The organism is Streptomyces tailanensis (assembly GCF_008386495.1).
Taxonomy (GTDB): domain Bacteria; phylum Actinomycetota; class Actinomycetes; order Streptomycetales; family Streptomycetaceae; genus Streptomyces; species Streptomyces tailanensis.
This window is the reverse complement of sequence record NZ_VTHJ01000095.1, coordinates 1-24,136: the sequence shown is the minus strand read 5'-3', so window position 1 is coordinate 24,136 and position 24,136 is coordinate 1. Positions and strand designations below refer to the sequence as shown.

The following is a 24,136-nucleotide window of genomic DNA, read 5'->3' as shown; positions in this document are numbered from 1 at the left end:
CGGCAAGACGGCCAAACGCGCTGAGTCGATCAAGGAACACCAAGCCCGCCGAGGATAAACGCCAAGCTCACGGGCCGTACGCCAATCGGCCGGGGTGAGGTTCTCGCGCAGACGCAGCCAGCTGTCGGTGGGCCGTTGCAGAGGGTCGGTGACCGACTGGAGGGTGGCCGCCAGGGTGGCGTTGGCGCGGTAACCGGCCCAGGTCCACCAACGGACATCGGAGCCGACGCGCGTGATCAACGTGCCGCCCGGGTGGACGGTGTCAGGTGCGTCGCTTTCGCGCTGCTCGGCCAGGCACGCCTCCGCACGCCGGGTGAGGGAGACGGGCGGGTTCGCGCCCAGCAGTACCTCGCGCATGGCACGCGTCAGGGCGTACGACAGTCCGGCGACGCCGCCATTCATCCACTTGGCGATTCCGCCGCCGTCGGCCGGCTCGACGAAGACGCGTTTGCGCAGCCAGTCAATGTACGTGACCTGCCAACTGCGTCCACCGAGTAGCAACCGCCTGGGGCCGGGGCGTTCCTCTGTGAGCACGCTCGGGTCGGTGCGGCCGATCTCCGTGCGTCCGGACAGGACGGTGAACTGCGGAGGTGCGGTAAAGGAGGCGGTGAGTTCGATGAAGTGCCTTTTGCCGAAGCGGCGTTCCGCCTCGGGGCCGACGAACAGCATCCCACCGTCGCTGTCGAGGAAGCCCTCCTCAGTGAGGAAGCGCAGGATGGGGGCAGCCGACGGGGACGACGTCGGCGGCCTGCTTCTGGGCGAGCCCGTACGCCTGCTTGAAGGCACCCTTGACCTGCTTGAGCAGAGCCTCGCGCTGGGTTTCGAGGAGGCCCTTGGCGCGGCTGCGGTTGTCGGCGTTGAGGTGGCCGGCGTACTGGGTGTCGAAGCGGTGCTCGTCGGCGAGGGCCTTGTCGATGACGACGAGACGCCGGAAGTCGGCGAAGCGCTGCGCGGACAGGTGGGCAGGCAGCCAGGCGAGGATACGGGACCGCTCGCCCTGCTGGCGCTCGCGCAGCCGCCGGATGCGGTTGACGTCCTCGACCGGGCCCCACTCGCCCTCGTCGAAGGGGAGGTCTATCGCGATACGCCAGCGACCGTCCTCCTGCGGCATCAGGTCGTGGTCGGGCAGCTCGTCCTCGTCGGCGAGGTTGCCGAAGACGATCTCGGCGGTGCGGGAGGTACCGCGCCAGGTGAAGCTGAGCTGGTCGCTCAACTGCCCGTGCTCGACGCCCAGTTCCTCGGACAGCAGGCGGCGGGCGAGGGCGACCCGGTTGCCGGGGTTGTCGTTGACCTGGGTGTTGGCGATGACGGAGTCCACGTCGACGCCGGACAGCTCCAGCCGTACGCCGGGATTGGCGTCGGTGCCGGTCTCCTTGATCTCGGGGAACCGGGCCGCCCACTCGGCGACCTTATTCTTGATGATGCCGACCTCGGCGCCCGGGATGGGCGCGAGGACCGACCCGTGGTTGAGCGCGCCGAGCCGCCGGATGGTCAGCTCCGCCAGGGAGGGCACGCTGGGCGCGAGCGCCGAGAGCAGCAGGGTGCACACGAGCCGGTTGTCGCCGACGAACATCCGGCAGCGGTTGGCGCGCTGCGGGTCGGTGATGGCCTCCGGCCGGTTGACGTACTGCTCGACGTCGTCCTCGGTGATGTCGTACGAGCTGAGGAGATAGGGCCGAAGCTTGGTCTTGTAAAGCTTGTCGGCGGCCTCGAAGACGACCTTCAGACTGTCGGTGAACGGCTTGTCGCCGCCCTCCGCGATCACCGGGTAGAGGTCGCCGACCGGGATGAGCTGCCCGAGCCGGATCTCGTTGCGGTGATCGGCGAGCAGCTGCCCCATCAGTTTCAGACCGGTACGGGAACGCTGCAGCGCGGACGAGATGTGGACGAGGGTGTCCATGAACGCCGGCGAGAACGGGTACGTCAGCCGGAACGACTCAGCGTCCGCGCCGGTCGTGCCCTTCTCCGAGCCGAGGAGGGTGTCCCAGACCTGGGTGCCGACCCGCTTGGTCTGCTCGAAGGCCGCCTCGACGAGCCGTTCCGCATCGGCGTCCTTCGGCTTGAGGATGCGCGCGTGAGCGATCTGCGGGAGGTTGCGGTCCTCCAGGGTGATCTTGTCGAAGCGGCCGGAGGCCAGGTTCAGGGTGTCCTGGATGGAGGCTTCCGCCGCCCCGGACACCTCTTCCCCGACGAGTTCACGCAGGTCGCGCTGGCGGGCGATGAACGACACGACGGGGATGGCGCGGCGGGCGTCGCCGCCCTCCACGAAGTTCGTGATCTTGCTGGCCTCGCGGGCCACGAACTTCTGCTCGTGGATGAGGGTCGCGAGCCAGAGGATCAGCTCGTCCAGGAACAGGACGAGGCCGTCGTAGCCGAGCGACTTGGCGTGCTCGGCGATGACGGACAGACCGGCGCCCAGGGAGATGAAGCCGTGCTCGTTCTCGGCGGCGTTCTTGGCGAAGCCGGGAAAGAGGTTGGTGCTGGCGTCGTTGACCAGCTTGGCGCGCAGCTCGGCCGGGGTGGAGGGATTACGGAGGTTGAGCGGGGTGCCCCCCTCGTGGTTCTCCTCGGCGGCGAGGGCGGTGTCGAGGAGCTGCGGGGTCCAGGCGAAGCCCTCACCCCACTCGTCCGTTTCGCCGTCGCCCGCGTCACTGCCGCCCAGGCCACGGATGACCGCTTCGTCACCCTAGGTGGCACGGTTGGCGCGGATGTCGGCGAAGAGGGAGTCGGTCCGGTACACCTGCGGGGTCGGGGCGTCCGGGTGCAGCTTCTTGACGTGCGTGACGTACCCGCCGAGCACCCGCTGTTCGAGGGCCTTGGCGCCGAGCATGTGGTACGGCACGAGCAGGAACCTCTTGCCGTCGGTGGTCAGCCACTCGTGCCTGGTCAGCACCGGGTCGAACTCGGTACGGGCGCGGGCGGCCGGGTCGCCGCTGAGCAGCGCGTACAGCACGGCCATGAAGTGGGACTTGCCGGAACCGAACGAGCCGTGCAGGTAGGCGGCTTTGGAGCGGTGTCCGTCGAGCGAGGACTTGATGAGCGCCAGCGCCTCGTCGAAGTTCTCCAGCAGCCGCTCGGTGACGACGTAGTCCTTGAGCGCATGCTGGGCGCCTTCGGGTGTCGTCGCCTCGGCGAGGGACAGCACGAAGTCCGAGGTGGAGATGTTCTCTTTGATGTCGATGACATCGCGGAGGAGGGGCTGCTGCTGAGCCATTACCGGTCACGCTCTCCATCTGGTGGCCTCCGCCACCGCTTGTACTCGATCGTGCGAAATATCCGCTCTCGGTTGGCTGCCCGATCGGACCCTCGGTATGGTCGACGGTATGGCAACCAAGAAGTACACCGTGACGCTTCCCGAGGAGCTCGCCGAGGCCATCCGGGCCGAGGTCGGCCCCGGCGGCTTCAGCCGCTATGTCACGCACGCCATAGAGCGCCAGCGGGAGCGGGAGCGTCTGCACGAGGCGGTGCAGTGGTGGGAGTCCGAGTACGGGGAGATCACCGAGGCGGAACTGGCCGAGGTCGAGGCCGAGCAACGCGACCTGGAGCGGCAGCACGCCGAGCGCACCAGTGCCCGCGAAGCCGGTGAGCACCCGCACGGGCAGAAGCGAGCTGCCGCGTGACCGGAAACCGGATCTACGTACTCGACAGCGAAGGGCTTTCGCAGTGGGTGCGCGGGGAGCGTCGCATGGGTGCCTACCTTCGGCACGCCGACGATGCGGGTATCCCGGTCGTCACCACCTCGATGACTCTCATCGAGGCCTACGACCCGACGCGCCACCTCCCCAAGTGGCACTGGGCTCTCTCCAAGATCCGTGTCGAGCCGGTGACCGAGGAGATCGCCAAGGAGGCCACCGGCCTTCTCAAGGAGACGGGTCTGCACGGCCACAAGTACGCCATCGACGCGGCCCTCGCCGCCGTCGCCCTCCGGCAGCCCGGCCCGGTCACCGTGTTCACGTCGGACGAGGACGACATGCGCAAGCTGTGCGCCGACCGCGTGGTCGTCGTGAAGCTCTGAGCCGAACACGGCCCGTCCCCCTTCTCGCTTCGTTCCCCTGCCGCCCCTGCCCGAGGCCCGTCCGTTACTGGTCAGATCGTAGGGGAGGATCCGGAAGTACGGGTGGCCCCGGTGAGCAGCCGCGGGGCTGCACTACGAAGTGGCGAGGAAGTCGTCGACCTCATGTGCCCGACGCAAGACTTCCTCGTGGCGGGGGTCGCCGAGGCCGTTGAGGACTTCGGCGAGGTCGACGAGGGCGGCGAACAGCAGCAGCGTGGGCTCGTCCCACTCCTCACACAGGGCGACGAGCTGTTCGAGAACCTGGCGGGCGTCCTCGGGACGGCCGAGCCGACGCATGGCGTCGGCTCGGTTCAGCATGATCTGCTCCGTGCCATAGCCTCCGGGGCGGGTGACGTTTTCGGCCTCGTCCAGCATCCGCAGCACGTCACCGGCTACGGCCCGAGCCGAGGTGCCCTTCTCGGGGGCGTGGCGCAGCAGGTGCACGGAGTAGTCGTTGAGGACCATGGCGAGCGCTTCCGCGTCCTCTTCGCTGCCGGTGTCCTCATGGCAGCGGCGGGCGATGGCGATGGACTGTCGGAAGGCCTCGTCCGCATCCCGGGGCCGGCCGGCGCTCTCCAGGATCGACGCGTAGAGGTTGAGTGTCTGGGCGTGGTCGGCGTCGGACCGGTTCGCTTCGACGGCGAGAGCGCGTTCGACGGGCTCCAAGGCTGCGGCAGGGCCCTCGACTGCCCGCACGGCCACCGCGTAGTTGGTGAGGTACGTGGCCTGCTTGACGGGCGAGGGATTCCCCGCCCTCTCGTACAGGCTCAGGGCGCGGCGGGCTGCCGTCAAGGCATCCGGGTCCTCGCCGCGGACCCGGTGGAAGACCGAGAGGCGGTCCATCAGGTCGGCGGCCTCCTGGAGCCCTTCACCGTACTCTTCGGCCAGGGCGACGAGGTGCAGCACGTGAGGCCGGGCGTCGCGCCACTCGGGCCACGAGTCGTGGTCGTGGGTGTCTCCGCGCAGGGCCACGCTGAGAAAGCGCAGGGCGATGTTGGCCCAGCGGCGGCGCTGTGCCGGGTCCAGGGTCCCCACGGGCAGCGGGTGCAGCAGCTGAGGGATACCGACCAGCCGGGTGTCGTCCCGGGAGGTCACCAGGAGCAGGCCCCGGTCGAGCAGTCGGCGCAGGGCCAACGCCATCAGATGGGTGCTGCTTCCCAGGTCGCGCAGGGGGCCGGGGAGCGGGCCCCACGCACTGGCGAGGAAGGAGACGGGCAGCGGGTCAGGGGCGAGCGTGCTCAGCAGCGTCAGCAGATCGCGTTCGGGTTCCAGACCGAGTTGCGTGAGGCGGCGCCATTCGTAGCCGAAGTGGGCGCGGGCGAGTTCTTCGTCGCCGCCGTCCTCCCTGGTGGGGAAGCGGTCGCGCAGGGCGGCCTGCACCTCGTGGTAGAGGGTGACGATGCCGGGCTCGGCCCTGCCGGTGGGTCTGGCGCTGAGCCACATCCGGCCCTCGATCTTCTGGGCCAGGTCCCGCCCTCGCAGCGGGGGATCGATGTCGCCGTCCTGAGCGGCGCCGAGTTCCTCGAGCGGGATACCGAGCACGACATGCAGGCACCAGAGCACCAGTGCCTGGCCCGCGGCGCCGCCCAGGCCGCCCGGTACGACCGCCGGAGCGGTGTCGCGGGCCTGCTGCACGCCCCGGGCCACCCGGTCGGCCAGCCATCGCCCCCGTTCCTCATCGGTGCAGCCGTCCCGGGGACCGAAGAGATCGAAGACCGGGGTGCGGGCCACCGCCCGCAGTGCCTCGGTCTCGCCTTCTCGGTCATCGCCCAGGGCAAGGGCCACAGCCGTGTGGACCTGGCGCAGGCCCGACCGAAACTCCTGCCAGGTGGCGGTGAAGCCAGGCGGAACCTTGGGGGCCGGGTCGGGGTGTCGCCCGAGGGCGGGACCCGATTTCACCTCAGGGCCGTTTTTTTCACCCGCCGCCTTGCGCTTCGATCCCGTCATGAGCACTGACACCCTCGCTTCGGTGGGCCGGCGGCAGCCGGGCGGCCGGCCCTCGACACGTATCTTCATCAGCTACCGGACCGGCGACGAACCGTTCGGCGCGGCCTTGATCGACACCGCGCTGTGCGCGCGTTTCGGGCCTGAGGTGGTCTTCCGCGCCCCTCGGTCGATCCGTCCCGGCGAGGACTTCGCGGACGCCATCCTGAACGCGGTGAAGGAGTCCTCCGTGATGCTGGCGGTGATCGGTCCGCGCTGGCTCGACGCCGCCGACCGCCATGGCAGGCCGCGCCTGCACAATCCGGCCGACTGGGTGCGCCGGGAGATCCTTCAGGCGTTTCACAGCGGGGTGCGGGTGGTTCCGGTCCTGCTGAACGCCAATCTACCGCAGGAGCAGGAACTGCCTCCCGCCATCGCCCAGTTGAGCAGCCATCAGTACCTGCGGCTGCACCACCGGTACGCCCCGGCCGACCTGGAACGGCTGGTCGACGAGGTCGACGCCCTGCTCGGCCGACTGCCCTGACGGCCTCGGAGAGCACGCGGATCAGTTGGGGCCGGGGCTGATCCGCGTGCCGGACGACCTCCACAGCCGGGATTCACCGGGAATCAGCGGACAAGTAGCCAGTTCAACCGATACCGTCCTGACTCACCGCCTTGAGCAGGAGTACCGCCGTGCCGTCAGTCCCCTTCGGGCAAGCACTTCAGTTACGCCGAATAAGGGCCGGACTGTCCCTGTCCGGACTCTCCGGCCTCGTCCACTACTCGCCCTCCTACCTGAGCCGGGTCGAGTCGGGGAAACGAGGGCCGAGCCAGCAGCTGGCCCGGCTGTGCGACACGGCGCTGGGCGCCAACGGGGAACTGTCCGGCCTGGTGACGCCACCCGTTCGACGAGCTGCCTCGTCTTCTCCGTCCGCCCTGCGTCCGGATGCGACGCAAGGGCTGCCGGATACGGGCGACGACTCCGCCCCACCTCCGCCCTCGGCCCTCTGTCCGGCGGCGTTACCGGCGGTGGACGACGGGGAGGACGCACGGTCCGCCACCCACTTCGCCGTCCACCTCGTGGAGTTGCGCCGACTCGCCCAGCGGATGTCGCCGACGCCCGTCCTTCGGCAGGTGAGCGGCGCGATCGATCTGCTGGCAACACTGGCCCGGGCCGCGCGCACCCCGGCAGCCCGTCGGCAGTACCTGGAACTCCTCGCTTTCCACTGCGAGTTCGCGGGATGGATGGCGCAGGAGTCGGGGAGACTGCCGGAGGCCGAGCGATGGATCGGGCGCACCGAGGGCCTGGCCGTCGAAGCCGGCGCATTCGACCTAGCCGACCACACTCTGATCCGCAGGGCCGGACTGGCGCTGTATCAGGGGGACGCCCGAAGTGTCACCGAGTACGCCGCCGAGGCCGGCCGACGCGCCAGGAACAGCCCGCGCATCCAGGCCCTGGCCGCCTTCCGGGAGGCTCAGGGACTGGCGCTGGCGGGGAGCAGCGATCTCTGTGCGGCTGCCCTGGACCGGGCAGGTGAACTGCTTGAGGCGGCGGTCGGGCCCAGCCTCGAAGGGAGTCGGCGCACCGGAGCCGGGACCAGCCCGGGAGCCCGGCATCGGCCGCTCGCGCTGGTCGTCGGCTCTGAATGCACGTCAAGTCTCGGCGACCTGGTCGAGGGCTGGTGCCTGTACGACCTCGGGCGGCCGGACGAGGCCGCGGCGATGATCCGCACCGGCCTCGGCCGGCTGCCGGTTCGAGCGACCAGGCTCCGGGCCCTGTTCACCGCTCGGCTCACCCTCGGCCTCGCGGCCTCCGGCGAGCTGGACGCCGTCGTTCCGGTGGTGGACGGCTTGCTGAAGGACTCCGAGGGACTGTGCTCCCACGTCGTCCGCACCCAGCTCCGGATGCTCGCGTCGTCGCTGCGCCGTCGGCACGCTCGCCCCGACATGCGGGAGTTGCATGCCCGCGTGACGGCTGCGCTGCGCTGCGCGGGTTGCGCGATGGCCAGTTGATTTGGCAACAGGCAACGATGGTGCGGCCCCCACGCCGCCCATACGCTTCTTCCGTCGCGAGGGGCGGGGGCTGGTGTTGCCCGGAGCGAGGGGGCGTCAAGGTTGGTCGGTGGTCGGCCCTCCCCCTCGCGGCGCCGTTCCCGCCTCACCCGTCATGGCTTCGCCCCGGTAGTGGGCCGCCGGAAAGCCGTACACGAACCAGAGGTCGGTACATGGGAAGCAAGCAGGCAAAGCTGGACACCACACTCACGTTGAAGCAATGCGCCGAGGTGTTCCGCGTCGGAGCTCAGAGAGCACGGGGCGTGGGCTCTGTGCTCGGCGGCGCGGCGGCGAAACTGATGGGCAACGACCAGAGCGGATTCTTCACCCCGACCGACGATTCACCGTTCGCAAGCCTGGACAACGATCCCCCGGACTTCATGGTGGGGGTGTTCGTACCCAAATTCGGCGGCGGCGGTACGGGCAACGGGACCGCGGTCCACATGTACGTGTGGGACCGCGGGACGTCGCGCTCGGTGGAACTCTACGCACCGCACGGTTTCACCGGCGGCATGCACGCCCGGAAGCTGATCACCAAGGTCGCCGACGCGTTCACCGACGCCGATCCCAAGGCCCATGTCGTGGCGGGCTGAGAACGGTTTCGTCCCCCTCACCCCCGCGGGTCGGCGGCGGCGACGGGCCGCCGCCGACCGTCGTGTTCTGTCCCTCATACCCACGTCATCGGAGGACGCAGTGCCACTCTTCGGAAACCGCCGTCGGCAGCACCGGGAGACACCCACGTACATCGGCCGCAAGTTCTCCTCACGGGCCGGCGTCGAAGAGTCGATCGCGAACTTCCGTATGGCGATCAGCCAGCAGTTGGGATCCGAGCCGGAGTTCTTCACCGCTGAGTGGACGGGCCCGGATCCGGCGCCCGTCACGGTCATCGGGGCCGCACCGACCACGCGGCGTGAAGCCGCCTCGTACCTGACTCTGTGGGCGGACGGCGGCATGTACTTCGTCGCACCCGACTACGCGGTCAGGCCGACCCCGCCGCTCGTCGGGATGTGGAAGATGCGGGACACCTCGTTGACCTCGACAGGGAGCGTGGAAGCCGGCGAGTTCGGCGTCAGAGGCCGGTAGCGGGAACAAGCCGGGGCAACCCCCGGGATCACACGGGGCCGGCGAAGGCGGCGGCGGTGACGTCGCCTTCGAGGCCGGTGCGCTGGAAGCCATAGGTGGCGATGGACGAGACCCGTACGACGATGCAGAACCGGTCGATCGATGAGACGACCCTTGTCAGTTCCTTATGGGCACGCTTGAGGAAGTGGACCGCGGCGTGATTGGCCAGCGAACTCTGGCCGCAGACCAGGAACACCGGGCGCGTCGATTCCGGGGGCGTGAACTTGGCGACGAGCGCGTACTCCTCGTTGCCGCGGTCCCACGTGAAGCGCTTGTCCCCGACCACGATCGCGTTGGAGTCCGGTCCCTGCCCGAACGGACGCCACGCGACTCCCGGGACATGGGCGGTCAAGTGGCCACCCGTGCGGAGGTTGGAGCCGCTCCACGGGCCTCCGATGCAGAACTCGGTCCGGCCGTCGTTGCTGCCGCGGAAAACGTTGCTCGACTCCACGGACACCTGGCAGCCCAACTCACTGGCCAGGGTCGCCACTTCGATCATCGCTCGCACGTCACGGTGGGCGGCGCTGCCGGGCCGGTCGTACTTGTCGTTCATCACGATCAGGCATTCCCCGCCCGGCGCGATGCCGAAGAACGCCGCCTTCCGCCGCAGTGCGCGAGCCTGCTTGCCGCGCTGCCACAGCCAGACGCAGCTACCGCTGATCACACTGGTCACGAGCCCGACCGCGATGTTGACCATCACCGACAGAATCTCCGCCGCCTCCCCCCGTACGCCGGCTCCGGCTCCGGTGGGGTACATACCCGCATCGCCGGCGTCCAGACCCCGCATCGCGGGTCCGCGGACGGGTCAGAAAGGATGTGCCGGAAGGGCGGGGCGAGCGGGGGCCGTGCCGGCGGCACTGTCGACGGCGGCGGCCAGAGTACGTGCGGTGCCGTGCCAGTCGAGCGGCCCGACCAGGCGCGTCCGTACCTCCTCGGCATACGTGAAGGCGGCGTCGAGGTCGGACGTCACCTTGGCGATCGCGTCCCTCCAGCGGCGGACGTCGGTCTTCTCGTCGTCGGACATCTCCACGATCATCGGCTCCGCGCTGCGCCCCAGAATCTCGCGCAGCAGCTCGGCGACACCGCTGCTTCCGCTCACCAGTACCGGTGTGCCCGCGGCGATCGCCTCCAGGGACACCAGGCCGAAGCCCTCGACGCGGGAGGGCATCAGGCACAGGGCGGACCGGGTGAGGTCCCGCCGGAGTTCGGCCGGGTCGACGGTGTAGGGGCGGACGTCGACGCGTTCCCGGGCCAGCCCGGACACCTTCACGAGAGTCTTGTGCAGCCCGTCGCACTCGTCCGCGTGGGCACCCCTGACCAGGAGGGTCAGCGCCGGGCCGGGCAGCACCGGGACGTCGGCGACGGCGCGGGCCGCGATGTCCAGGCCCTTGAGGCCGATGTCCTCGGTGCGCCCGAGGACCAGCACATGCCGCGTGCCGGGCGGACGCCGGGGGGTGAGGGTTGTCGGCGTGATGCCCGGGTCGAGCCGGACGACGCCGCCGATGCCCGTGGTGTTCTCCCCGGCGAGCAGGTCGGCCGTACAGCGGGTGATCCGCGGGCCGACGGCGGCCACCACATCGGCCGCCGCGCCCACCTCGCGGATGATCCGCTCCCGTTCCTCGATACGGGCCGTGGCGTTCCCCGAGTTCTTGTAACGCTCGATCTCCGCGGGCACGGTGTGAGCGATGTACACGAGCTGGGCGGATGTGTACTGCCGGGCGTAGGCCCACGCCTCGCAGCCACTGAACCGGTCGTGCCCCACGATCACATCGGCGCCGAAGTCGACAGCGGACGCAGCGCGAAGCAGGAAGTCCGGCCCGGCCGGCGTCCTCTCGGCGGTCAGCAGCGTCACACCGCACCGCCGCGCGTCCTCGTGCTCCTCGGCGGTGGCACTCTTCACCAGGCACGCGGTGCGGTGTCCGGTCTCGGCCATCGCGGTCGCGAACGAACGGTTGAACGCGGGCACCCCGCCTCGGGCCGGCGCCCACATCGGGCAGAGGAAGAGGTACGACCTCGGCATTCCGAGGCCGTGCGACTCGTGCTCGGTACGCGGTTGCGCTGTCATGCTCTTCGCCGTTCTCGCTGCCTGTCCGCGCCCCCGGCCGGGCGGCCGGGGGCTGGTTCGCGTTGCGAGCCCAGCGTCGGTTCCAGACGGCCATCACCGACCGAACTCTGGAACCGGCGACGAAGATATGGGCGTTCTTGCAGGTGAGCAGGGTGTGGCAGCGATGGCTGCGCTGGAATCCACTGAAAGAGCCACGATGGGAGGGCGGGACATGACCGACCCGCAGAAACGCGCGCTGGGCCTTGAGCTGGCGCGGTTGCGCCGCGAGGCCGGGCTCCGGCAGGTCGACCTGGAGAAGCCGACCGGCAGAACGGACGCCACGATCTCGGCGATCGAACGCGGGCTGTGGAAGCGGGCCTTCGACCGGTCTCTGGTGGAGCGGTACGTCGATCACTGCCTGGAGGTCATCGGCGGGTCGAAGGGCGTATCGGACACCCGTCGCAAGTATGTGCTCGGCCTGTTCGACGCCTTGGAGAACCTCTCAGCCGCGGCCGACATCGCGTCACAGATACCGTCGCGCAACCAACTCCCGCGGGACACGCCCCATTTCACCGGTCGTGAGCGGGAGCTGAGCCTGCTCACCGACGCGGTACGCACGGCCAGGGCCCATGACAGGGTGATCGCCGTACACGCGGTGGACGGGAAACCGGGCGTGGGCAAGTCGGCCTTCGTCACCCACGCCGGTCACACACTGCGCAACAGGTTTCCCGACGGGCAGCTGTTCGTGAACCTTCACGCCTTCTCGCACGAGCAGCCCGTATCGCCGGCGGACGCCCTGGCGGAGCTGCTGTCCGCGGTCGGTGTCCCGCCGGGACAGCTGCCGAACACCCTGGAGAAGCGGGCGACGCTGTGGCGGACTCTGATGGCCGACCGCAGGGTGCTGCTGGTGCTGGACAACGCGCTGGACGACGCGCAGGTCCGCCCGCTGCTGCCGGGCTCACCCTCGTCCTTGGTGCTGGTGACCAGTCGGCACCGGATGACGGGCCTCGACGCGGTGACGATCGCCCTCGACGTGCTGGCACCGGACGCGGCGGCGCGGATGTTCCGCCGGACGGCGCAGCGTCCGCTGCCGCCGGGCAGCCCGGTCGGCGAGCTGATGAAGCTGGCGGGGCACCTTCCGCTGGCCATCACCCTGCTCGGGGGGCGCATGAGGAACCGGAAGGCTCTCACCGTGGAGCACCTGGTGGCGGAGATGCGCGACGGGGTGAACCGCTTAGCGGCGCTGCGCGTCCGCAACGTCGAGGTGGCGGCCGCCTTCGAACTGTCGTACCGGGCCCTGACCCCCGTCAGGCAGGAGTTCTTCACCACGCTGGGTCTGCACCCCGGCCCGGACCTGGACGCGTACGCGGGCGCGGCGCTCACGGCCGGCACGTTGCGCGACACCACCCGCCAGTTGGAAGCCCTGTACGACGACAACCTGCTGGATGAGCACGTCCTCGGCCGTTACGAACTCCACGACCTGATCGCCGAGTACCTGCGCGGTCTGAACGAGGACCGAGACGCCGACTTGCGACGGGACGCGGTGGACCGGCTCCTCGACTACTTCCAGGACGCCGCCCTCAACGCCGACCGCCTGCTCCGGGAGGCAGCGGCCCCGACCCCGCCCGCACTCACTGCGGCCGCCCGCACGGCTCGTGACCGTGACGATCTGCCGACGCTCGCGGACCGGAAAGCGGCGATGGCGTGGATGGCGGCGGAGCGCGGCAATCTGCTCGCCTGCCTGCGCACCGCCTCGGGCAGCCCGCCACGGGTGGTCACGCTGACCGCCGCCATGTCGCAGCATCTGAGTCTGAGCGGCCCGTGGGACGTCGCCGCCCGACTGCACCGGGACGCGGTGACGGCGGCGCGGGTCCTGGGCGATCCGGTCGCGGAGGCCACCGCTCTGCTCGAACTCGGAAACGCCCACCGGAACCACGGTGACTATCCGCAGGCCGAGACGGCCACGACCGCCGCCCTCGACGCCTTCTCCACGTCCGGCGACGAACGCGGTCAGGTCGCCGCCCTGCTCGCACAGGGCTCGGTGTGCTACCTGACCGGCAGAAGCGATGACGCCGCGGACCGGTTCCGCCAGGCGCTGGAACTGAGCCGTGCGACGGGGGACCGGCTGGGCGTGGCGAACGCACTGCTCGAACTCGGCACCCTCGCCTACCTCAGGGACGACTACCCGGAGGCGGAACGGCAGCTCGCCAAGGCGCTCACGCTCCACAAGGAGTTGAACAGCGTCCTGGGCCGGGTCACGGCCCTCAAGAACCTCGGCAACACCTGGTACTTCATGGACCAGTACGACCAGGCCCAGGACGCTCTCGGCGAGGCGCTCGCGCTCTCCCAGGAGCTGGGCATCGCTCTCGTCGAAGCGCAGACGACGACCAAGCTGGGCAGTGTCCTGCGCTTGATGGGCCGGTACGAGGAATCCGTCAAGCTGCTCGCCAAGGCCCGGAAACTGGCCACCAGGCTCGCCGACCGTGCCCTGGAAGCGGAACTTCTCATCGACTACGGTGCCGCGTTGCACAGACTCGGGAGGCACGGCGAGGCCGAAGACGCCTTCGCCGCGTCCCTGACTCTCTTCCGGGCGATCGGCGAAGAGCTGGGGATGGCGTGTGCGTTGAAGGAACTCGCCGACATGCTGCTGGACACCGGGCGGCCGGACGAGGCACGGGAGCGCCTCGGCGAGGCGCAGGACCTCTACAGCAAACTCGGCGAGCGCCTGGGCCTGGCCGCGACGAACAACTCGCTGGGGAAGCTGGAGCTGTCCGTCGGACGGACGGCCGAATCCGCGGCCGCGCACGAGTCCGCCCTGGACATCGCCCGCGGTCTGGGTAGTCCCCTCGAAGAAGCGGAGGCGCTGGTCGGGCTCGGCCGGGCGGCCGAGGCGACAGGTGACATCGACACCGCTCGTGGACGGGTACGGGAGGCGCTGCGCATCCAACGGGCCATCGGCGCCGCCGGGGCGACCGCCACGGCGGCCTTTCTGACCGAACTCGCCTCCAACGAGTCTGCGGAGAGTGTCCGTTCACAAGGGGACGTCGACAACCCCGACCCACCGCGTCTGCCGTCGCAGTGATCGCGCGACCACCGTTCCCGCCGTCTCGCCGCCTCACGCCTTCGGGGCGGCCGGACAGGAGGACGCGCCGCCGCTTCGGGCACCCGCGTACCTCGAACGGATGCTCTTGACTAAATCCGTCACGGTGCGACCGCACGGACGAGGAGCGTGCCGATGTGCCCGGGATGAGGCGCGTCGAGCACCCGCGCGTCGGCCGTGGCGAACCCGGCCCGCGTGAGCAGACGCTCCCAGACGGCCGGGCGGTAGCTGTAGCGGTAGGTGAACATCGCCACGACGAACGGCCCCTGGCGTCCTTCATCTGCCCCGGGCATGTACGGGGCGCGCAGGGGGCTCACAGGGTGCCCTCGGTGAAGGCGGACACGTGCTGGGCCATGGCCGCGGGAACCACCTCCGGATCTGCCAGCACATCCCGGATATCCATGCGGAGGTCGTCCCGCAACAGGCAGGGCGACCTCGCCCGGCTCCGGCACCTGAACGAGGGCGAGGTGCCCATCGTGGTGCCGCGCGAGCTGCTGGTCGATTTCGGCCCGAAGGAGGTGGTCCGAGTGCCGAACATCATCGGGCTGGACGAGTTCGACCGACTCTTCACACAGTTCGAGCACACGGCGTGGCGCCTGGAGACGCGCCGCCGATACGCGTCGGACGAGCTCACCGACACTTACGCCCAGTTCATGCGTGGTGAGCCCGTCAACTGGCAGGGCGTCGACGCGGAGTGGTGCGCCGAACGCCGCGAGCAGACCGCGCTCGGCAAGCGGTTCGAGCGTGTCCGCATCGTCGACAACCCGCCTACGGCAGGCCAGCTGTATCTGCTCGACAACGCACGTCGCAACAGCGCCGTCGGCGAGAAGATCCTCAATCTGTCGCGTGAGGATGCCAACCGCTTCGGCCTGCCCGCCGAAGATTTCTGGATCTTCGACTCGCGGCTGGTCGCGCTGCTCAACTTCGACGACGCCGACAACCTCGTCAACGTCGAGCTGATCACCGAGCCTGCCGCAGTACTGCGGTACGCCATGACACGCGACGCGGCGCTGCATCATGCCATCCCGTACGAGGAGTGCGCGGCACGGTTGACCGCACAGGAGAACTGAGGCAGGTGCGCTCCGGTGAGCACGGACTACCAGCAGGCACGAGAAGCACTCGGGGTACGACTGCGCGAACTCCGGCTCTCCGCCCCTGTTCACGAGATACGCGGAGTTCCAGCGATCGCCGCGCGACACCGAGGAGGCGGTCCGGTCCCGCATGAAGCGGCAAGAGGCGCTGTACGACTCGTCCAAGCGTTTCCACCTCATCCTGTGGGAAGCCGCCCTTCGCGCCCTGGTCTGTCCGCCGTCCGTGCTCGCCGCACAACTCGACCGCCTCGCAGGAGCCATCGGCCTGGACACGGTGGAGCTGGGGATCACCCCCCTGTCCGCTTCGCTCAAGATCCCCCCGGCCACCGCCTTCTGGATCTACGACGACCGCCAAGTGATCGTCGAGAACTGGCACGCGGAGTTGTGGATCGATGACGAAGTCAGCGTGGCCACGTACCTGCGTACCTGGAAGACACTCCGGGAGTCCACCGTGTACGACGCTGACGCGCACCATCTCATCAGTGCGGCACGACGGAAATTGCACCCGCCGGTCGGTACGACAGACCACTCGGCAGAGGAGCGCCGCTCATGACCTCGCTCACCGGTTCCCCCTCAGGGCCGCTCATGCCCCATGCCGGACAGGAACCCCGCCGCCGAACACGTCGTCGGCGACCCACCGAGGCCTACAGGCGAGACGTCGAAGGCCGCGCTTGCCGCGTCACAGAGGCTGTCGGCATCCGCAGTATCAGCTACCCCTTCGATGGCCTGTTCCATCTGGCGAAAGGTCCGTTCGGCTGATTAAGTGACAGTTTCAGTTGGCACGTGACGACCTGGGGGGTCCAAGGCATGGCAGCAGATACCCACGACGGACCGGATCCGGAAGAAGCCGGACGTGGGCAGCGAGTCCTCGAACTTCTGGACAAGGCGATCGACCTCCAGACCCCACTGGTGCGCAAGAACATCGCCCGAGCCCGGCAGCGGAACCCGGAGGCGACACCGGCACAGGTGATCCGCGGTCTGGAGCGGATGTACGTCAGCGCTTTGAGCGGGACGGGTGCCGCAGTGGGAGCAACCGCAGCCGCGCCCGGCGTCGGCACGGGAGTCGCGCTGGCACTGTCGGCGGGCGAGACTCTCTCGTCTCTTGAGCTGAGCGCCCTCTTCGCGCTGTCGGTCGCCGAAGTCCACGGAGTCCCCATCGACGAGGTCGAGCGCCGCCGAACGATCGTGATGGGAGTCATGCTCGGCGGGAGCGGCTCCACCACCATCAGCAAAGTCGCCGAGCGCACGGGTCAACACTGGGGACGTCAAGTTGTCGCCAAGGTGCCAGTCGAGACGTTGCGCCAGATCAACAAGATCCTGGGGAAGAACTTCATCACGAAGTACGGGACCAAACAGGGAATCATCGTTCTCGGCCGAGTGGCGCCGTTCGGTATCGGCGCTGTGATCGGTGGTGGCGCCAACGCCGCCCTCGCGGCTCTGGCGGTGAGGGCCGGTCGTCGCGCGTTTGGGCCGCCACCGGAGTCGTGGCCGGGGCTGGCGTGCGGCACGGCGCCGGTGTCCGAGGACTCGGAAAGCTGACTCTCGGTGCGCTGAAGGGCGTTAAGCCCCTCGCCTACGCCACACGTTCACGGCTCGATATGCGCTCTACTGGGCCGGAGGCTTTACGAGGCCGCGCCGTGTTGGCGCCCCGCTCCGGAGTTGGAGCAGGGCGCCAACGCGTGACGGAACTGCTCGCGGGGGCACCCATCGATCACGCCACGGATATAGCCGGCCTACCCGTCCGGCCCCAGCACAGAGGCGGGCCCGTCCCGCCCGCCGAGGGCCCTGCCCCTGTCAGAGTGCCGCGAACTCGACGAACGCGGTCCACGCCGTGGGTTCTACGGTTAGTGCGGCACGGGTTGTGTCCTTTGAGTCGCGGACGTGTACGGCGCCTATCCCAGCCGCAACCTCAACGCACTGGCCCCCGTCGCCAGCGCTGTAGCTGCTCTTGAACCATGCCAGGGCATCGGTGTCCGGCCCCGCCTTTTCCCCGCTCATCTCTCTCCCAGCAACTTTTCGATCAACGCCAGCGATTCTGTCGGAGTGTGGACCTGCGCGCGAAGGATCCCGTACGTACGCTCAAGCTCCCGCACCTTCCGACGCTCTGTGTGCACACGGCTGTCGCCTTACCTCCGTGTACGCGATCCTGCGCCCATCCTGGGCCTCCATCAAGGTGAACGGTCCAGCGAGTCCCGCATGTTCCTGGCGGGACAACGGCATCACCTGGATCACCACGTTGCGCTTCTCCGCCATCAGCATGAGGTGCTCCAACTGGCCTCGCCAGACAGCCTCTCCGCCGAACGGCCGGAGCAGGACAGCCTCCTCGATCACAAAGCTCAGATGCGGCGCCGGGCGTCGGGAGAAGATCTCCTGCCGCGCCAGTCGTGCGGCTACTCGCTACTCTATGAGCGCTTCGTCCAGCAGTGGCTGCCACATGGCAAACACCGCTCGCGCGTACTCCTCGGTCTGCAACAAGCCGTTGACCAACTGAGTGTCGTACGCATGAAGCTCAACCGCCTCGGCCTCCAACTTGGCCGCATCCCGGAAGAACGCCGGATACTGAGCCCGAGCCACCTCCTCCTTGCTCGTGCACAACACCCCACCCGCGTCCAGCACTTCATCCGCCCGGTCGATGAACTTCGGCGGTGGAATACGTCGCCCCTGCTCAAACGACGCGATCGTCGAGGCCGAGTACCCGGTCAGCGACCCGAGCTTCGCGCGGTCCATCCCCGCTCGCTCCCGGAACAGCTTCAACTGCCGCCCGAACACATGGAGAATGCCCGCCCCGAACTCGTACTCCGGCTGCTGAACCTCGTCGTTCACGCCGCAGCTCCTCTCGTACGACCATCACAGTCACCGCACTCCGCCCGCCCAACGCACGGCCCGTGAACCGGTCACGCCAACACCACGTACAAGCGCGCCGCCCACGTGTACGGTGGCGTCCCGCCAAGTGGTGTAGCGGATCAAGGCGCCGGAATCCGCACGTCATCGGCGCGGTTCGGGGCCGCGCATGGTCTGACGGCTGGTCAGCCGCTGTGCGATCCGGGCGCCGTGTCCGGTGGGGTGGCCGACGCGCGGCTTACCGGAACGCGTCGAGCAAGGTCGCTTACACCACGAAGCGGGACGCGACCACGTGTACAGCCCGCACCCGTCAGCGCATCACTCCTGTTCAACGCTACGCAGAGTCCGCAACCGTTGACCCCATGAAGTCAGCAACTCCCCCGAACGGGCATATGCCACAACACCCCGCACCCGAACGCGAGTTCACCATGCGCTTCACCTCAACCCCGCGCGGTGCCCGCCTCGCCCGCCGACTCGTCTCGCACCGCCTGAACGACTGGGGCCACCCGTACACGACCCCGGCCAACGAGACGCTCACCCTCATCACGGCCGAACTCAGCGCCAACGCCGTACGCCACGGCCACGTCCCCGGGCGGGACTTCCACCTCCAACTCACGCTGGCAGAGGGCACCTTCCGCATCGAGGTGACCGACACCCGCGCCGAGAAACGGCCTCCGGCCAGTGCCCCGGCGCCCGACTCGCTTTCCGAGTCCGGCCGGGGCCTGCTTCTGGTCGCCGCCCTCGCGGACGACTGGGGCGTCAGCCCTCGCCCGGCAGCCCCAGGCAAGACCGTTTGGGCGAAGCTGCGCGTGCGGCCCCAAGGCCACCCGCTCACGCACCGGGTGGCCCTTGAACCGACGGACCTCGATCTACTCCTGACTACTGCTTCACTGCTGCGCGACGACCTCGGGTCGCGACCGGGGGGGGTCGTTCTGCGGGACCAGGAGCCACAGTCCCCGCCCGCCCCGCCGGGCCGCCGACGCCAGCCGGTCCAGGACGCCCATCGCGTCGTACCGCGCGAACACCCCGGCCTCCGTCAGCAGCACAGGACCAACAGGACCGGCCCCACCGCCACCACCGTTGCCCAGCAACTCCGCGATCCGGGGCTCCACCGCGCCCCATGCCGTCCGCGCGTACTCCGCGAACCGCACCGCGCCCCTCGAACCCGGCTCGGCAGCGTCCGCCTTGAGCAGGGTCTCCCAGGTGGGCTTGGTGCCCGGTGTGACCTGCGCGTGCAGGGCCTCCAGGAACAGCTCCGTCACCGAAACCGCCTCGGTGCCCAGCCGCCCGGCACTCAGCTCCCGCACCGCGTCCGCACCAGCTGCTGCCGTACGGTCAGCACCCGGTACCCGTCCCGGCGGGCTGACGCGAGGAGCCGTTCCTCCGCGCGTACGGCGCCCGCGAGCTGCGGGTCGTCGGCGTACCGCGTCACCGCACCCGTACGCGTCGACTGCCGCCACGCGCCCGTCGTCAGGTAGCTCGACGCGTCGTCCACCCGCGTCGGCAGGTAGCGCAGCACGCCCTCGCGTTCGTGCATGCTGAGCGAGAGTTCGAAGCCGGCGTCGCGCAACGCCTTGGTGAGCGGGCCGCCCGTCGGCAGTTCGTGGTGCGTGCCGCCACGCCCGTCGGGAACGACCATCTCCGGGAAGCGAGCGCGGACCCGCTCGTGCACGGCCTCGCCGGTCAGGCCCGGCTGCTGGCCCTCCGGCATACCCGGGATCCAGCGGACGAGCCCGGCTTGCGTGAGGCGCAGCGCCCTGACCAGCGACAGGTCCCGTGGGTAGATCTCCAGGCGTGGCGTGGCGGCGGCGTTCACGGAGGCCGCAGCCGCGAGCTCCACCATGCGCCGCTCGTCCCAGTCCACCGTGCCCGGCGGCACCGTCAGCGCGCCCAGCTCAGCCAGGACGGTCGCGGCCGTCGGCAGGGTGTCCAGCCTGGCGAGCCTGTCGGCCGTCTTGCCGAGACGGGTCGCGTACTCCAGCAGGCCCGGCGCGGTCGGGGTGTCCGGGCCGTCGTTCTCCCGCACGTCGAGCGCGAGCAGGCCGGCGCCCAGGGACTCGTCCGTCGCCTTGCGATTCGGCTGGTGCTGGAACTCGGCTTCCTGCGGCAGCAGTTGCTCGACCTCGACCACGGCCCGTACGGCCGCCAGCGCCATCGCCCGCCGCTGCTCGCGCCCCGCGAGATGCGTGCCACGCCGGACCGCCAGGGCATCCGCGATCTCCACCGCCGAAGCGACGCGGCCCATGCTCACCAGCAGGTCGATGATCTCCTCGCACAGTGCCTGGACGGCGGGCTCCGCCTTCCAGCGCTTGCGCTCGTCCTTGAGCATCTGCGGGATACGGCCCTGGCTCAGCCCAAGGCCCTCCGCGACGTCCTTCTGCTTCGGCCAGACCCCGATGTCGGGCAGCACGCCGTGCTCGTCGGGCAGGCGCAGCAGCAGCCGCACCATCTCCGCCTTGTTGCGGTTCGAGCCGTTGTTGTTGACGGCGGGCACGAAGACGGTGGCGAGGGTGTCGAGGCTGACGGAGCGGAGCGTGCGGGGGGACAGCGCGCCCGCCGACTCTCCCGTGGCGAGTTCACCGACGAGGGCCGACTCGGCGGCGGTGAGCTGCTCCAGCTCCTCCTTGGCCTCCGCGCGGCCCTTCGGCGTGAGCGGCGAGACGGGTATCTCGCGCAGCCGCTCGCCCCACTCGCGCTGACGCTGCTGCACCTCGTTGCGGGTCTTGGCGCCCAGCCCAGGAGCGTTGACGAGCTTGCGGCGGCTGTAGTCGAGCAGTTCGCCGACCGTCGTGATGCCCAGGCCGTAGAGGAAGGACTGGGCGGCGGGCGTGAGGCCGGAGACGGTCAGCGGGGTGTCTCGGGTGACCTCGGCGGCGAGGCGGTCGCGCTGCTGCTCGGCGGTCTCAGGCTCGGCGTCCGCGATCGCCGCCGCGGCGGCGCCTCGGCGGGTGTCCCCTCCCCCGTGGTCGCGGCGGCCGGGTGGCGGGAACGGTGGCTGGACGGGACGGTCTGGGAGGCGTCGAGGAAGACCTTGCGCCATGCGTCCCGCATCGGCTTCAGCTCGGGGAACCGCTTGCCGGCGTCGCGGTGCAGGGCCTTCTGGAAGAAGGCGACGAGACCGTCCCGAACGGCCGGGTCGAAGGCCTCGGCCGCGATGGTCGGGTACGGCCACTCCTTCGCGTCGGTCATGCGAGGCAGGACACTGCCGTCGCCCCACTTGGGCAGCTCGCCGGAGGCCATCTGGTGCAGGGTGACGGCGACTGCGTACCGCTCGGCGTGCGAGTCGTACGAGCCGCGGGTGATGACGTCGACGAAGGGGTCGAGGTAACCGTCGGTGCCCGCGTTGGTGCTCTTCGCCGGGTAGCCGGCGAGGGAGAAGTCGATGAGGACGAGTTCGCGGGTGCGGTTGGGGCGGATGCGGATGGCGATGTTGTCGGGCTTGATGTCGCGGTGCCAGACGCCCTCGCCCTCCAGGAAGTCGACGGCTCCGAAGAGGTAGTCGCCGTACGCCTCCAGCTGGTCGACCTGGAGGCGGCCGTTCTCGCGGAGCTGGCGGGCGACGGTCTCCTCACGGCGGCGCGGACGTCCGCCGCCCTCGGTGCCCTGTCCGTTGTCGTCGCGCTCGTCGCCGACGTACTCCAGTGCCAGGACAGTACGGCCGCCGATGTGCAGCGGCTCGGGTTCGACGAGGCGGATGATGCCGGAGTGGGCGCGCAGGCGTCCCATGGCCTCGGCCTCGCGGGCGAGGATCTCGCTGCGGCTGTCGGAGAGGGCGACCTTCAGCACGGCCAGCGGGCGGGTCCTGCGGGCTTCGGCCTGAAGGTCGCGGACGAGGAAGGCGCGGCTGGTGGAGCCGGTGCCGAGGCGGCGGCGGATCTCCCACCGGCCGGCGAACACGTCACCGGCGACGGCCTCCAGCGGGTCCTTGTCGGCGGTGGTCCCGTCGTCCTCGTCGCCCGGCCCCTCCGTGGCGATGGCCGACGGGGCCGGGGCGGTGAGGGAGTCCTCGACGACCTCCAGCAGCTCCAGGAACTCGTCCACGCTGGACAGCCGCTGGCCGGGCCGGTAGGCGGTGGCGGCCTGGACCAGCTCGTCCACGTCCTCCGACAGGCCGTCCACCAGGGAGCTGGGGCGCAGGCCCTCCCCCGCCTCCAGGCGGGCCAGCAGCTCGGCCTGGCTGGCGGCCGGGGCCTTGCCGGTGACCAGCAGGTAGGTGAGGACGCCGAGCCCGTACACGTCGAGGTGGACCGGGTCGGGGTTGAGGGCGGTGAGTTCGGGGGCGAGGTAGGCGTCGGCGTCGTCGGCCAGGTGCATCGCGGACAAGGCGGTCGGCGCGAAGCGGGTCATGCCCTGGCCCTGGGAGGAGTCGCCGCTGCGCTGGGTGGCGATCTGCCAGTCGGAGATCTGGAGGTGCGGGGTGAGCCAGGCGGCCTCCTCCCCCACCGCCCGGCCCTTCCCGCCGCGCGGCCGGGGGACGACGAGCACGGAGCGGGCAGCGAGCGCCCGGTGGTGGATGCGGCTGGAGTGCGCGGAGCGCATGGTCTCGGCGAACCTGGCCAACATGGGACCGTTGGTTCTGCTGACGGGCTACCCGACGCCCGGCGCGATCCGCCGACTCGGCGCCAGCCGCCTCGAGAAGTGGCTTCGCGGCCGCGGAGCCCGCTGGTCAGCCGTGCTCGCCCGGACCGCAGTGGAAGCCGCCGGCCGGCAGCACACCGCGGTTCCCGGTGAGCAGGCCGCCGCCCGGCTGGTCCAGGCTCTCGCGCTGGAGCTGCTCGGCCTCGACCGAAAGATCGCCGAGCTCGACGAGGACATCGCCAAGGCCTTCCGGGCCCATCCGCACGCAGAGATCGTGACCAGCATGCCCGGCATCGGTCCTCTGCTCGGACGGGGTCTCCCGGAGCATCCGCAGGTAGCCGAGCACCCGCTCGGGGGCCTGCTCGTCATTCTGCGTCAGGACGTCGAACGCCCGGCGCAGCGCCTCCCAGGGTCGCCGTCGGGGCGGGGGACGAGCGCCTCCGCAACCCGGCGACCGGATTCCTCCAGGCGCCCCAGGACGATCTCTTCCTCGGTACCGAAGTACCGGAACAGACTGGCACGCCACCAGCGGCACGATCGCCACCGCCTCCGACCACCTGGAGCTCTACCAACAGCCGGAACTGGTACATCGTCAGCTACTTCCCCGTTGCCGACCCCGCCACCCTGAGCGGCATCGACACGGCCTCCGCCCGCATCCTGGCGGACGGCATGACGAGCCCCGACCCGGTGTTCCTGAGCACCCTGAGAGCCGACCGCGAGGCGTTCACCGCACGCCACCCCAAAATCACCGCGGACGCCGACAGCGCGTGCATCCTCCGCAGCGTGCTGATGAAACCGGAATCCGAGCACCACGTGGAGCACATCCACCACCACGTCGAACGGCTCACCCGATCCTGAGGGCGATGACCGCCGTCGAATCGAGCGAGGACCGTGGCCACTGGCTCGTGCGCCTTCGGCGGGTGCTGGCCCGCTCCTGCCACCTGTCGACGTCAAAGCCCCAGGCCAATCCACGGCGGGCGGACAGCCGCAGGCCGCGTTTGCTGAGCCAACGACGCAGGTGGTCGCAGTCGTAGCCCTTGTCGGCGTGGAACTCGGCCACTGCCCCCGGGAGCAAACAGCGTTACCGGGTGGAAAGGTCGGGGGGGTCCGCCGCTGCCGATTCCGGAGATCCCCACGGTTCCTCCAGTGCGGCCCGTAGTGCGGTGACGGTATCCGCGCCGACGCGTTCGGCGAGTGCGGCTTCGAGCCCGGCCAGTATCTGCATCGTCTCCGCGCGGCGCCGGACACCGGCCGCCGTGAGGCGCACGAGCTTCGACCGGGCGGAGTGCGGATCGCTCTCCACGGTCACCGCGCCCGCGGCGACAAGTTCA

General features: G+C 69.9%; 15 protein-coding genes and 8 pseudogenes. 12 read left to right on the top strand and 11 right to left on the bottom strand.

The features are described from left to right. Positions 1 to 66: 66 nt before the first annotated feature. Positions 67 to 729, bottom strand: a pseudogene (locus tag F3T56_RS42315) (DEAD/DEAH box helicase); the annotation flags it as partial. 1 nt (position 730) lies between these two features. Next, positions 731 to 3,214, bottom strand: a pseudogene (locus F3T56_RS42310) (BREX-2 system ATPase PglY); the annotation flags it as partial. Between the two features lie 109 nt (positions 3,215 to 3,323). On the opposite strand from F3T56_RS42310, the gene F3T56_RS42305 reads away from it, so the two are divergent. After that, a complete protein-coding gene (locus F3T56_RS42305) occupies positions 3,324 to 3,620 on the top strand; it encodes a hypothetical protein (RefSeq protein ID WP_149830799.1) in 297 nt (98 codons plus the stop codon). A gap of 65 nt (positions 3,621 to 3,685) precedes the next feature. Next, the gene (locus F3T56_RS42300; RefSeq protein WP_425473740.1) at positions 3,686 to 4,015 is read left to right on the top strand and encodes a hypothetical protein; all 330 of its coding nucleotides are present in this window, start codon (positions 3,686 to 3,688) and stop codon (positions 4,013 to 4,015) included. A 132-nt stretch (positions 4,016 to 4,147) separates the two neighbouring features. Here the strand turns inward: F3T56_RS42300 and F3T56_RS42295 are convergent, their stop codons facing one another. Continuing rightward, a complete protein-coding gene (locus F3T56_RS42295) occupies positions 4,148 to 5,953 on the bottom strand; it encodes a tetratricopeptide repeat protein (RefSeq protein ID WP_149830797.1) in 1,806 nt (601 codons plus the stop codon). A 46-nt stretch (positions 5,954 to 5,999) separates the two neighbouring features. Between F3T56_RS42295 and F3T56_RS42290 the strand changes: the two genes are divergently transcribed. From F3T56_RS42290 to F3T56_RS42275, 4 genes are all read left to right on the top strand, one after another. After that, complete coding sequence (locus F3T56_RS42290) at positions 6,000 to 6,521, top strand: toll/interleukin-1 receptor domain-containing protein (protein WP_149830796.1); 522 nt, start codon at positions 6,000 to 6,002, stop codon at positions 6,519 to 6,521. A gap of 149 nt (positions 6,522 to 6,670) precedes the next feature. Next, positions 6,671 to 7,990 (top strand): NsdA family TPR-like regulatory protein, encoded by a 1,320-nt coding sequence (locus F3T56_RS42285; RefSeq protein WP_172639423.1) that lies wholly within the window; start codon positions 6,671 to 6,673, stop codon positions 7,988 to 7,990. A gap of 212 nt (positions 7,991 to 8,202) precedes the next feature. Beyond that, on the top strand, positions 8,203 to 8,622 hold the full coding sequence (locus tag F3T56_RS42280) for a hypothetical protein (RefSeq protein WP_172639422.1): 420 nt from the start codon (positions 8,203 to 8,205) through the stop codon (positions 8,620 to 8,622). A gap of 100 nt (positions 8,623 to 8,722) precedes the next feature. Then, entirely contained in the window at positions 8,723 to 9,112 is a 390-nt protein-coding gene (locus F3T56_RS42275; RefSeq protein WP_149830793.1) for a hypothetical protein, read from the top strand. Between the two features lie 28 nt (positions 9,113 to 9,140). Here F3T56_RS42275 and F3T56_RS42270 read toward each other — a convergent pair whose 3' ends face one another. Beyond that, positions 9,141 to 9,908 carry a hypothetical protein gene (locus F3T56_RS42270; protein ID WP_246204521.1) on the bottom strand — a complete coding sequence of 256 codons (768 nt, stop codon included), beginning with the start codon at positions 9,906 to 9,908 and terminating at the stop codon, positions 9,141 to 9,143. Positions 9,909 to 9,956: 48 nt separating this feature from the next. Next, entirely contained in the window at positions 9,957 to 11,216 is a 1,260-nt protein-coding gene (locus F3T56_RS42265) for a glycosyltransferase family 4 protein (RefSeq protein ID WP_149830792.1), read from the bottom strand. Between the two features lie 211 nt (positions 11,217 to 11,427). On the opposite strand from F3T56_RS42265, the gene F3T56_RS42260 reads away from it, so the two are divergent. After that, on the top strand, positions 11,428 to 14,277 hold the full coding sequence (locus tag F3T56_RS42260) for a tetratricopeptide repeat protein (RefSeq protein WP_172639421.1): 2,850 nt from the start codon (positions 11,428 to 11,430) through the stop codon (positions 14,275 to 14,277). Positions 14,278 to 14,396: 119 nt separating this feature from the next. On the opposite strand, the pseudogene F3T56_RS42255 reads toward F3T56_RS42260, so the two are convergent. Further along, positions 14,397 to 14,639 (bottom strand): annotated as a pseudogene (locus tag F3T56_RS42255) (SAM-dependent methyltransferase); the annotation flags it as partial. Between the two features lie 57 nt (positions 14,640 to 14,696). Between F3T56_RS42255 and F3T56_RS42245 the strand changes: the two are divergent. The 3 genes and pseudogenes from F3T56_RS42245 (at position 14,697) to F3T56_RS42235 (ending at position 16,925) form a co-directional block, all read left to right on the top strand. After that, positions 14,697 to 15,365, top strand: coding sequence for a DUF6879 family protein (locus F3T56_RS42245; protein ID WP_149830790.1), 669 nt, complete (start codon positions 14,697 to 14,699; stop codon positions 15,363 to 15,365). 85 nt (positions 15,366 to 15,450) lie between these two features. After that, a pseudogene (locus tag F3T56_RS42240) lies at positions 15,451 to 15,939 on the top strand (Scr1 family TA system antitoxin-like transcriptional regulator); the annotation flags it as partial. A 254-nt stretch (positions 15,940 to 16,193) separates the two neighbouring features. After that, on the top strand, positions 16,194 to 16,925 hold the full coding sequence (locus F3T56_RS42235) for a hypothetical protein (protein WP_149830789.1): 732 nt from the start codon (positions 16,194 to 16,196) through the stop codon (positions 16,923 to 16,925). A gap of 255 nt (positions 16,926 to 17,180) precedes the next feature. Here F3T56_RS42235 and F3T56_RS42230 read toward each other — a convergent pair whose 3' ends face one another. Next, the gene (locus tag F3T56_RS42230) at positions 17,181 to 17,384 is read right to left on the bottom strand and encodes a DUF397 domain-containing protein (protein ID WP_149830788.1); all 204 of its coding nucleotides are present in this window, start codon (positions 17,382 to 17,384) and stop codon (positions 17,181 to 17,183) included. Further along, a pseudogene (locus F3T56_RS42225) lies at positions 17,381 to 18,209 on the bottom strand (helix-turn-helix domain-containing protein). The gene F3T56_RS42230 and the pseudogene F3T56_RS42225 overlap by 4 nt, the downstream one beginning before the upstream one ends. Positions 18,210 to 18,589: 380 nt before the next feature. Between F3T56_RS42225 and F3T56_RS42220 the strand changes: the two are divergent. Further along, positions 18,590 to 19,015: pseudogene (locus F3T56_RS42220) on the top strand (ATP-binding protein); the annotation flags it as partial. Positions 19,016 to 19,144: 129 nt separating this feature from the next. On the opposite strand, the pseudogene pglW reads toward F3T56_RS42220, so the two are convergent. After that, positions 19,145 to 22,778, bottom strand: a pseudogene (gene pglW / locus F3T56_RS42215) (BREX system serine/threonine kinase PglW); the annotation flags it as partial. 115 nt (positions 22,779 to 22,893) lie between these two features. After that, positions 22,894 to 23,070 (bottom strand): hypothetical protein, encoded by a 177-nt coding sequence (locus F3T56_RS46715; protein ID WP_172639420.1) that lies wholly within the window; start codon positions 23,068 to 23,070, stop codon positions 22,894 to 22,896. A 404-nt stretch (positions 23,071 to 23,474) separates the two neighbouring features. Between F3T56_RS46715 and F3T56_RS48935 the strand changes: the two genes are divergently transcribed. Then, on the top strand, positions 23,475 to 23,663 hold the full coding sequence (locus F3T56_RS48935; RefSeq protein WP_246204520.1) for a hypothetical protein: 189 nt from the start codon (positions 23,475 to 23,477) through the stop codon (positions 23,661 to 23,663). A 223-nt stretch (positions 23,664 to 23,886) separates the two neighbouring features. Here the strand turns inward: F3T56_RS48935 and F3T56_RS46710 are convergent. Beyond that, positions 23,887 to 24,136 (bottom strand): annotated as a pseudogene (locus F3T56_RS46710) (MarR family winged helix-turn-helix transcriptional regulator); the annotation flags it as partial.